The 10114-nt window shown below is 71.4% G+C and carries 10 protein-coding genes; 7 read left to right on the top strand and 3 right to left on the bottom strand.

The features are described from left to right. Nucleotides 1-136, bottom strand: a 136-nt coding sequence (locus IE136_RS15240; RefSeq protein ID WP_189600583.1) for an acyl-CoA carboxylase subunit epsilon, incomplete at its 3' end; no start/stop codon positions are given. A 17-nt stretch (nt 137-153) separates the two neighbouring features. Further along, on the bottom strand, nt 154-1746 hold the full coding sequence (locus IE136_RS15235; protein WP_158989746.1) for an acyl-CoA carboxylase subunit beta: 1593 nt from the start codon (nt 1744-1746) through the stop codon (nt 154-156). A gap of 133 nt (nt 1747-1879) precedes the next feature. Here IE136_RS15235 and IE136_RS15230 point away from each other — a divergent pair, with 133 nt between their 5' ends. From IE136_RS15230 to hutH, 5 genes are all read left to right on the top strand, one after another. Beyond that, nucleotides 1880-2731: a biotin--[acetyl-CoA-carboxylase] ligase gene (locus IE136_RS15230; RefSeq protein WP_158989748.1), complete on the top strand. Its 852-nt coding sequence runs from the start codon at nt 1880-1882 to the stop codon at nt 2729-2731. 181 nt (nt 2732-2912) lie between these two features. Beyond that, a complete protein-coding gene (locus tag IE136_RS15225) occupies nt 2913-4052 on the top strand; it encodes an adenylate/guanylate cyclase domain-containing protein (protein WP_158989750.1) in 1140 nt (379 codons plus the stop codon). A gap of 94 nt (nt 4053-4146) precedes the next feature. Further along, nucleotides 4147-4950, top strand: coding sequence for an enoyl-CoA hydratase/isomerase family protein (locus IE136_RS15220; protein ID WP_158989752.1), 804 nt, complete (start codon nt 4147-4149; stop codon nt 4948-4950). A gap of 114 nt (nt 4951-5064) precedes the next feature. Then, nucleotides 5065-6180, top strand: coding sequence for a GGDEF domain-containing protein (locus tag IE136_RS15215; RefSeq protein WP_158989754.1), 1116 nt, complete (start codon nt 5065-5067; stop codon nt 6178-6180). A gap of 98 nt (nt 6181-6278) precedes the next feature. Beyond that, nucleotides 6279-7820: a histidine ammonia-lyase gene (gene hutH / locus IE136_RS15210; RefSeq protein WP_189600608.1), complete on the top strand. Its 1542-nt coding sequence runs from the start codon at nt 6279-6281 to the stop codon at nt 7818-7820. Nucleotides 7821-7921: 101 nt separating this feature from the next. On the opposite strand, the gene IE136_RS15205 is transcribed toward hutH, so the two are convergent. Further along, nucleotides 7922-8182 (bottom strand): hypothetical protein, encoded by a 261-nt coding sequence (locus tag IE136_RS15205; RefSeq protein ID WP_158989756.1) that lies wholly within the window; start codon nt 8180-8182, stop codon nt 7922-7924. A gap of 108 nt (nt 8183-8290) precedes the next feature. Between IE136_RS15205 and IE136_RS15200 the strand changes: the two genes are divergently transcribed. Both IE136_RS15200 and IE136_RS15195 read left to right on the top strand, forming a co-directional pair. Then, nucleotides 8291-8653, top strand: coding sequence for a hypothetical protein (locus IE136_RS15200; RefSeq protein ID WP_158989758.1), 363 nt, complete (start codon nt 8291-8293; stop codon nt 8651-8653). Between the two features lie 231 nt (nt 8654-8884). Then, on the top strand, nt 8885-10114 hold a 1230-nt coding region (locus IE136_RS15195), incomplete at its 3' end, for a L,D-transpeptidase (protein WP_189600582.1).

Below are 10114 nucleotides of genomic sequence, written 5' to 3'. Positions count from 1 at the left end.
CCGACCAGCCCTCGGGGACCGCCGGGCCGCCGCCGGCGGCGGACGCCGCCGCCCTCGCCGCGGCCCGGGCCTGGACCACCGCGAGTGCGGCGGCCAGCTCCTCCGGGGTCGGGTTTCCTCGTACGACCTTGATCACAGCGGCTCCTTGCAGGTCTAGAGGGGGATGTTGCCGTGCTTCTTCGGAGGCAGGGATTCCCGCTTCGTCCGCAGCTGACGCAGGCCCTTCACGATCTGCGGCCGGGTGTCCGACGGCATGATGACGCCGTCGATGTATCCGCGCTCGGCCGCCGTGTACGGGTTGAGCAGCGTGTCCTCGTACTCCTGGATCAGCCGCGCCCGCTCCGCCTCCTGATCCTCCGCCGCCGCGATCGTCCTGCGGTGCAGGATGTTCACCGCGCCCTGTGCGCCCATGACCGCGATCTGCGCGGTCGGCCAGGCCAGGTTCAGGTCCGCGCCCAGGTGCTTGGAGCCCATGACGTCGTACGCGCCGCCGAACGCCTTGCGGGTGATGACCGTGATCAGCGGGACGGTCGCCTCGGCGTACGCGTAGATCAGCTTGGCGCCGCGGCGGATGATGCCGCCGTACTCCTGGTCCACGCCCGGCAGGAAGCCCGGCACGTCGACGAAGGTGATGACGGGAACGTTGAAGGCGTCGCAGGTACGGACGAACCGCGCGGCCTTCTCGCTCGCGTTGATGTCGAGGCAACCGGCGAACTGCATCGGCTGGTTGGCGACGATGCCGACCGGGAAGCCCTCGACCCGGCCGAAGCCGGTGACGATGTTCGGCGCGAACAGCGCCTGCGTCTCCAGGAACTCGCCGTCGTCCAGGACGTGTTCGATGACCTGGTGCATGTCGTACGGCTGGTTCGCGGAGTCCGGGATCAGGACGTCCAGCTCACGGTCCTCGTCGTTCACCTCGGTCTCGGCCACCTCGGGGAAGGCCGGCGGCTCGGAGAGGTTGTTCGACGGCAGGTACGACAGAAGGGACTTGACGTACTCGATCGCGTCCTTCTCGTCGCCCGCCATGTGGTGCGCGACACCGGAGGTGGAGTTGTGCGTACGGGCGCCGCCCAGTTCCTCGAAGCCGACGTCCTCACCGGTGACCGTCTTGATGACGTCCGGACCGGTGATGAACATGTGCGAGGTCTGGTCCACCATCACCGTGAAGTCGGTGATCGCGGGGGAGTACACCGCGCCGCCCGCACAGGGGCCGACGACCAGCGAGATCTGCGGGATGACGCCGGAGGCGTGGGTGTTGCGGCGGAAGATCTCGCCGTACATGCCCAGCGCGCTGACACCCTCCTGGATGCGGGCGCCGCCCGAGTCGTTGATGCCGATGACCGGGCAGCCGGTCTTCAGGGCGAAGTCCATCACCTTGATGATCTTCTGGCCGAAGGTCTCGCCCAGCGCGCCGCCGAAGACCGTGAAGTCCTGCGAGAAGACCGCGACCGGCCGGCCGTCGACCGTGCCGTAGCCGGTGACGACACCGTCTCCGTACGGCCGGTTCTTCTCCAGGCCGAAGTTGGTCGACCGGTGCCGGGCCAGCTCGTCGAGCTCCACGAACGAGCCCTCGTCGAGCAGCAGCTCGACCCGCTCGCGCGCGGTCAGCTTCCCCTTCGCGTGCTGCTTCTCCACGGCACGCTCGGAGCCGGCATGGGTCGCCTCGTCAATACGGCGCTGCAGATCCGCGATCTTGCCCGCGGTCGTGTGAATGTCGATCTCTTGTGGCTCTACCGACTCGGACATCGGGATGCGGCTCCCTGCCTGGTCACGGGGGTACGTTGGCTACGAATGGGCTACTGCTGGCCTACTGATCCGTAGGGTATCCACGCCGATACGGTTCGGCACTGCGGTCTTTGCCACACCTAGGCTGCCTTGCATGACGTCCTCTCATGGCTCAGGAGGGCCCTGGTCCGACCTGGACCGGCCCCCGCTCAACGCCGGCGCGCTGCGCCGGGCGCTCGTACGACCCGACGGTCTGTGGGCCTCGCTCGACGTGGTCCCCAGCACCGGATCCACCAACTCCGACCTGGCCGGGCGCGCCGACGAGCTGCCCGGCGGCACCGTGCTCGTGGCCGAGGAGCAGACGGCGGGGCGGGGCCGGCTCGACCGCAGCTGGGTGGCCCCGGCGCGGTCCGGGCTCTTCTTCTCCGTACTCCTCAAGCCCGACGTGCCGGTGCACCGGTGGGGATGGCTGCCGCTGCTCGCGGGCGTCGCCGCGGCGACCGGTCTCGCGAAGTCCGCCGGGGTCGACCTCTCCCTCAAGTGGCCGAACGACCTTCTGGTCTCGGTCGGCGGCGAGGAACGCAAGACCGGCGGCATCCTCGCCGAGCGGGCCGGCGACCACGGCGTCGTCGTCGGGCTCGGCATCAACGTCACCCTGCGTGAGGACGAACTGCCGGTCCCGGCGGCCGGCTCGCTGCTCCTCGCCGACGCGGTCTCCACCGACCGCGACACGCTGCTGCGGGCCGTCCTGCGGTCGCTGGAGCAGTGGTACGGGGAGTGGGTGCGGGCGGACGGCGACCCCGAGGTCTCGGGCCTCCAGGCCGCCTACGCCGCGGGCTGCGCGACGCTCGGCCGGCGCGTCCGGGCACAGCTGCCGGGCGAGCGGATGCTGGAGGGCGAGGCCGTGGCCCTGGACGGCGACGGACGGCTCGTGGTGGCGACCGAGGGCGGCGGCACGGAAGCCGTCTCGGCGGGCGACATCGTCCACGTGCGCGCGGAGTCGTAGAGCCTCGTGGGTACGCGTTCCGGTCCGGGGAACGCGTACCCACAACCGTGCCGACGACAGGGCGCGGCGCGAGGTCCGGCGGCGTTACGGCGTGAGCTGGCACACACCTGTCGTATCGTGGAGCGCGATCCAGGCGACAGATCGGCAGGGCAGTGGGCAGGGAACGGGCAGGAGGCGGCCGGTGACCGTCGACGACGCGCGAGGCGGCGGCGAGGACGAGCCACCCACCTATCCCACGCCACACCATGTCGTCGACCACACGGCGGAGCCGACCGACGACCCCCTCGCCATCCGGCTCGAACAGCTCATCCTCGGGGCCGACCGCCGTTACACCCCCTTCCAGGCCGCCCGCACCGCAGGCGTGTCCATGGAGCTCGCCTCCCGCTTCTGGCGCGCCATGGGCTTCGCAGACATCGGGCAGGCCAAGGCGCTCACCGAGGCCGACGTCCTCGCCCTGCGCCGCCTCGCCGGCCTCGTCGAGGCCGGGCTGCTCAGCGAGCCGATGGCCGTGCAGGTCGCCCGGTCCACGGGGCAGACGACCGCGCGGCTCGCCGAGTGGCAGATCGACTCGTTCCTGGAGGGGCTCACCGAGCCGCCCGAGCCCGGCATGACCCGTACCGAGGTCACGTACCCCCTGGTCGAGCTGCTCCTGCCCGAGCTGGAGGAGTTCCTGATCTACGTCTGGCGACGGCAGCTCGCCGCCGCCACCGGCCGGGTCGTCCAGGCCGCCGACGACGAGGAGATGGTCGACCGGCGGCTCGCCGTCGGCTTCGCCGACCTCGTCGGCTTCACCCGCCTGACCCGTCGCCTGGAGGAGGAGGAGCTCGGCGAACTGGTCGAGGCCTTCGAGACCACCTGCGCCGACCTGGTCGCCGCGCACGGCGGCCGGCTGATCAAGACCCTCGGCGACGAGGTGCTCTACGCCGCCGACGACGCCGGTACGGCCGCCGAGATCGCGCTGCGCCTGATCGAGACGCTCGGGCACGACGAGACGATGCCGGCGCTGCGCGTGGGCATCGCCTTCGGCACGGTCACGACCCGGATGGGCGACGTCTTCGGTACGACGGTGAACCTCGCGAGCCGGCTCACCTCGATAGCGCCCAAGGACGCGGTCCTGGTCGACGGGGCCCTCGCCGAGGAGCTCACCAGGACCGGTGACGCGCCCGTCTCGGAGACCCAGGCGGCGGAGGAGGCGGCCCGCGCGGAGAAGGAGGGCGAGGAGCCCCCGTCGTACCGCTTCGCGCTCCAGCCGATGTGGCAGCGCCCGGTCCGAGGCCTCGGAGTCGTCGAGCCCTGGCAGCTGAGCCGCCGCCCGACTTAGGGGGTGCCGGGTGGATCAGGCCGGAGCCCGGCCTGATCCACCCGGCACCCCCTAAGATCCCGGTGAACCGTCGTTAACCGGGAGGGTGTGGGTCGTGTCCGATCAGTCCGAGCAGCGTTTCGGGGAGTTCGTCGCCGTACGCAGGCATGAGCAGGGGTACGTCGCCGAGCTGGTCCTCGACCGGCCGAAGGCGATGAACGCGGTCTCCTCCGAGATGGCCCGCTCCATCGGCGCGGCCTGCGACGCGCTGGCCGCCGACCCTTCGGTCCGGGTCACGGTGCTGACCTCCTCCAACGACCGCGCCTTCTGCGTCGGCGCCGACCTCAAGGAGCGCAACTCCTTCACGGACGCCGAACTGGTCCGTCAGCGGCCCACCGCCCGGGGCGCGTACACCGGCGTCCTGGAGCTGCCCATGCCGACCGTGGCCGCGGTGCACGGCTTCGCGCTCGGCGGCGGCTTCGAGCTCGCGCTCGCCTGTGACGTGATCGTGGCCGACGCGACCGCCGTGGTCGGGCTGCCGGAGGTGTCGGTGGGCGTGATCCCCGGCGGGGGAGGTACGCAGCTGCTGCCGCGCCGAGTCGGCGCCGCTCGGGCGGCGGAGCTGGTCTTCACGGCGCGGCGGGTCGAGGCCGCGGAGGCCCGCGAGCTGGGTCTGGTCGACCTGCTGGAGGACGACGCCCGTACGGCGGCGCTGGAGCTCGCCGAGCGGATCGCCGCGAACTCGCCGGTCGGGCTGCGCGCCGCGAAGCGCGCGATGCGGCTCGGGCACGGCCTCGACCTGCGGGCGGGCCTGGAGGTCGAGGACGCCGCGTGGAGGTCGGTGGCGTTCTCGGGGGACCGGGCCGAGGGCGTCGCCGCCTTCAACGAGAAGCGGAAGCCGCAGTGGCCGGGTGAGTGAGCGAGTTGAGTGAGTGCCTGAACGGCGCATGGGAAACTGGTGCTTTTGTCCGTAATGTGACTTTCTGTGACGCTTCGCCGGTTAAAACGGACTGAACCTCCCTAAGCTGTAGAAATGGGAGAGGATGTGCGGCTGCGAGCCGTGGTGGCGCTGGCGCAGGCGATGGCGGCGGCGCACACCCCGCGCGAGTTCTGGCGGGCGGCGGCGCTCGGCGCCCGCGACGGGCTCGGCGGGACGTTCGCCGCACTGTCGGTCTGGGAGCGGGACCACGGCCGGCTGAAGGTGCTGGTGAACGCCGGGGAGCGGGCGGTGGGGGAGGAGGAGTTCCCCGACGCGGAGACGTATCCCGTGCACCAGTTCCCGGAGATCACCGAGTTCCTGCACGAGCAGTGGGCGGGCGGTGGCGAGCCGGACGCCTGGGTGGAGACGGCGGGCGATCGCGTCACGACCGGCCGGGTGACCGGGCTGCGCCGACGCGGACGCGGCTGCTGCGTGGTCGCGCCGATCGTGCTGCACGGCCGGGCGTGGGGCGAGCTGTACGTGGCGAGGCCGGCCGGGGCGCCGGTCTTCGACCGCGACGACGCGGACTTCGCGGCGGTGCTCGCCGCGGTCGTCGCGGCGGGCATCGCCCAGGCGGAGCGCCTGGAGGAGGTGCGGAAGCTGGCCTTCACCGACCCCCTGACCGGGCTCGCGAACCGGCGCGCGGTCGACACCCGGCTCGACGAGGCGGTCGAGCGGTACCGGGCGGACGGGTCCGTGGTGAGTCTGGTCGTCTGCGACCTGAACGGTCTGAAGCGGGTCAACGACACCCACGGCCACGCGGTCGGCGACCGCCTGCTGGAACGGTTCGGCTCGGTCCTCTCGCGCTGCGGGGCGATGCTGCCGGGGGCGCTCTCGGCGCGGCTCGGCGGCGACGAGTTCTGCCTGCTGTCGGTGGGGCCCACGTCGGACGAGGTGGTGGCCGTCGCGGAGGAACTCTGCGTACGGGCCGGGGAGCTGGAGCTCGGCGAGGGCGTGGCGTGCGGGGTCGCGTCGACGGGTGACCCCATCGGCCCGCTGAAGTCCGCCCGCCGGCTCTTCCGTCTGGCGGACGCGGCGCAGTACCGGGCGAAGGCGGCCCGGTCCTCGAAACCGGTCGTAGCGGGTCGCGACGGCACGGTCATCCAGCTCGCCGACGCGCCCCCCGGTGCCCGCGACCGGCGCCGTTTCCGCGACGCGCCGCCGGTGTAGGGCACCGTCCGCGGAGTCGCCCCGCCGGCCGCCACCGCCTGGGCGGCCGTCACCTAGTGACAGGTTGGTCTTCAGTCCGTAGGGTGCTGAATATGGATATGCACACCGTCGTCCTCGGCACGTCCGGAACCACCCCCCAGGACGTCATCGACGTCGCCCGCCACGGTGCCCGCGTCGAGCTCTCCCCCGAGGCCGTCAGCGCCCTCGCCGCCGCGCGGGCCGTCGTCGACGCGCTCGCCGCGAAGCCGGAGCCCGTGTACGGCGTCTCGACCGGGTTCGGCGCGCTCGCCACCCGGCACATCAGCCAGGAGCTCCGCGCCCAGCTGCAGCGCAACATCGTCCGCTCGCACGCCGCCGGCATGGGGCCGCGCGTCGAGCGCGAGGTCGTGCGCGCGCTGATGTTCCTGCGCCTGAAGACCGTCTGCTCCGGGCACACCGGCGTCCGGCCCGAGGTCGCGCAGACCATGGCCGACGTCCTCAACGCCGGCATCACGCCGGTCGTGCACGAGTACGGCTCCCTCGGCTGCTCCGGCGACCTCGCCCCGCTCTCGCACTGCGCTCTCGCCCTGATGGGCGAAGGCGACGCCGAGGGCCCCGACGGCACCGTGAAGCCGGCCGGTGAACTGCTCGCCGCGGCGGGTATCCAGCCCGTCGAGCTGCGCGAGAAGGAGGGCCTCGCCCTCCTCAACGGCACCGACGGCATGCTCGGCATGCTGATCATGGCCCTCGCCGACCTCGACACCCTCTACAAGTCCGCCGACATCACCGCGGCCCTCTCCCTGGAAGCCCTCCTCGGCACCGAGAAGGTCCTCGAGCCCGAGCTGCACGCCATCCGCCCCCACCCCGGCCAGGGCGCCTCCGCCGCCAACATGCTCGCCGTGCTCAAGGGTTCGGGCCTCACCAACCACTTCCAGGAGGAGGAGGCCCCCCGCGTCCAGGACGCGTACTCCGTGCGCTGCGCCCCGCAGGTCGCCGGCGCCGGACGCGACACCATGGCCCACGCCCGCCTGGTCGCCGAGCGCGAGCTGGCCGCCGCCGTCGACAACCCCGTGGTCCTGCGTGACGGCCAGGTCCGTTCCAACGGCAACTTCCACGGCGCCCCCGTCGCGTACGTCCTCGACTTCCTCGCCATCGTCGCCGCCGACCTCGGCTCCATCGCCGAGCGCCGCACCGACCGGCTCCTCGACAAGAACCGGTCCCACGGCCTGCCGCCCTTCCTCGCCGACGACGCCGGCGTCGACTCGGGCCTGATGATCGCCCAGTACACCCAGGCCGCCCTGGTCAGCGAGATGAAGCGGCTCGCCGTCCCGGCCTCCGCCGACTCCATCCCGTCCTCCGCGATGCAGGAGGACCACGTCTCCATGGGCTGGTCCGCCGCCCGCAAGCTGCGCACGGCCATCGGCAACCTCAACCGGATCATCGCCGTGGAGCTCTACGCCGCCACGCGCGGCATCGAGCTGCGCCGCGGCCTGACCCCCGCCCCCGCCTCGCGGGCCGCCATCGCCGCGCTGCGCGCGGCCGGCGTCGAGGGTCCCGGCCCGGACCGCTTCCTCGCCCCCGACCTGGCGGCGGCCGACGCCTTCGTACGGGAGGGCGGGCTCGTCGCCGCCGTGGAGCCGGTCACCGGCCCGCTGGCGTAACGGCGCGGAACCACGCGGCACAAGGGAGGAGGGGCCGCCCTCGACGGGCGGCCCCTCCTCGCGTTCCGGTGCGGGGTGCGACGGTGCGGTGGTGGGACGGGCTACGAGGCCCGGCCTCCGCGTCTCATCGCCAGCGTCACGAAACCCGTCCCGACGACCAGGAATCCCGTCCCGCCCAGCACGTACGGCGTGGTGTCCACCCCGCCCGTCTCCGCCAGGCGCGGCTCGGCCGCCACGCTCTCGCGCCGCGTCGCCGCGGTACGGTCCTCATCGGTGGCGTTCGCCGACGGAACGAACCACAGAGCGCAGAGAAGTGTCCCGGCGGCGGTGGCGGTCAGCAGCGGGCGGCGTGCGACGGACACAGATTTCGATCCCCCTTGCGGCAACCGCGAATTGGTGTGTGCGCCGATGCTAGTGAACACAGCGGGTCGCAGGAAAGCCGAGGGCCCGGGCGGCCTACGCTCCGTCGTATGAGTACTTCCGAGACTTCACGTTATGTACGGCTTCGGGTGGAAGTCGTCCTGGAGATCGACGGCCCCGAGGAGCTGACCGAGGCGGCCGTCGGCCGGATCGACACCGACGAGTTCATGCCGGACGACGAGCGCGCGCACGCGCGTTCCGCCGTCCGCGAGGACAGCGCCGAGGCCCTGGCCTACCTCGTCGAACCGTTCGACCTCGTCAGCGAGATCCCGGGAATCGAGCTGGTCCAGGCCTCCTGGAGCAGCGAGGAGATCGACTACGACCCCGATGCTCAGGAGTGGGACCTCGACGAGGAAGATGGGGACGACGACGCGGACGACGAGGTCGACGTGGACGACGAGGAACGGGTGTAGCAGCGGCACGCCCCTGCTCGGAGCCCCGGTGAAAGCGTCGCAGGTCGCGGCGCCCACCGGGGCTCCCGTCCTACGGGGGGCCTTAGGGGCAGCCGTACGGGGAAGCGGTACGGGAACCGGGCGCTCCGGGCCTGCGTGTCGGTCAGTGGTGTTCCCCACAAACCGCGCGGTTCCGGAACCGCGCGGGGTGTCATGGATGTTCAGACGAGTGTTGGCAGGGATTCGGCGACGATGGAGAAGCGTGTGATGACGGACGGCAAGCGTCGCAAGGGCCTGACGGCGACCGCCGTGGTGCTCGGCGGCGTATTGGTGCTCTCTGCGTGCAGCGACGGCGACAAGGGCAACGCCGCCGGCAGCTCCCAGTCGCCCCAGTCGCAGGCCCAGGTCGACGAGGCGGCGGCGCAGAAGACGTCCAAGGCCCAGATATCCATCTCGCCCGAGAACGGTGCCGCCAACGCGTCGATCAACAACGCCGCCAAGGTCACGGTCACCGACGGCACGCTCACCGAGGTGACCCTCACCACCGCCGAGGGCGAGAGCGTCAAGGGCGAGATCTCCGCCGACGGCAAGAGCTGGAAGCCCACCGAGCAGCTGAAGCGCGCCACCGTCTACAAGCTCGCGGCGACGGCGAAGGACGCGGAGGGCCTGGAGGCCCACGAGAACTCCTCCTTCACCACCGTCTCGCAGGCCAACAGCTTCATCGGCAACTTCACGCCCGAGGACGGCTCCACCGTCGGAGTCGGCATGCCGGTCTCGATCAGGTTCAACAAGGCCATCACCGACAAGAAGGCCGTCCAGAGCGGCATCACGGTGACCTCCAGCAGCGGTCAGGAGGTCGTCGGGCACTGGTTCAACTCCCAGCGCCTGGACTTCCGCCCCGACGACTACTGGGCCGAGGGCTCGACCGTCACGCTGAAGCTGAACCTCGACGGCGTCGAGGGCGCCGACGGGGTCTTCGGCGTCCAGCAGAAGACGGTTACCTTCAAGATCGGCCGCAACCAGGTCTCCACCGTCGACGTCGCGACGAAGACGATGACGGTCAAGCAGGACGGCCGGACGGTCAAGACCATCCCGATCTCCGCGGGCTCCCCGGAGAACCCCACGTACAACGGTCAGATGGTGATCTCCGAGAAGTTCAAGGAGACCCGGATGAACGGCGCCACCGTCGGCTTCACGGACGACGACGGCAAGGGCGAGTACGACATCAAGGACGTCCCGCACGCGATGCGGCTCTCCACCTCGGGCACGTTCATCCACGGCAACTACTGGGGCGCTGACTCGATCTTCGGCTCCGTGAACACCAGCCACGGCTGCGTGGGCCTGAACGACGTCAAGGGCGCCGGCGACCCGAACCAGATGGCCGCATGGCTCTACGACCACTCGATCGTCGGTGACGTCATCATCGTCAAGAACTCCAAGGACAAGACGATCGCGCCCGACAACGGCCTCAACGGCTGGAAC

It is taken from the genome of Streptomyces lateritius (genome assembly GCF_014649715.1).
In the GTDB taxonomy this organism is placed as follows: domain Bacteria; phylum Actinomycetota; class Actinomycetes; order Streptomycetales; family Streptomycetaceae; genus Streptomyces; species Streptomyces lateritius.
Note: the sequence above shows the minus strand (reverse complement) of the source record. Positions and strands in the feature narration are given on the sequence as shown.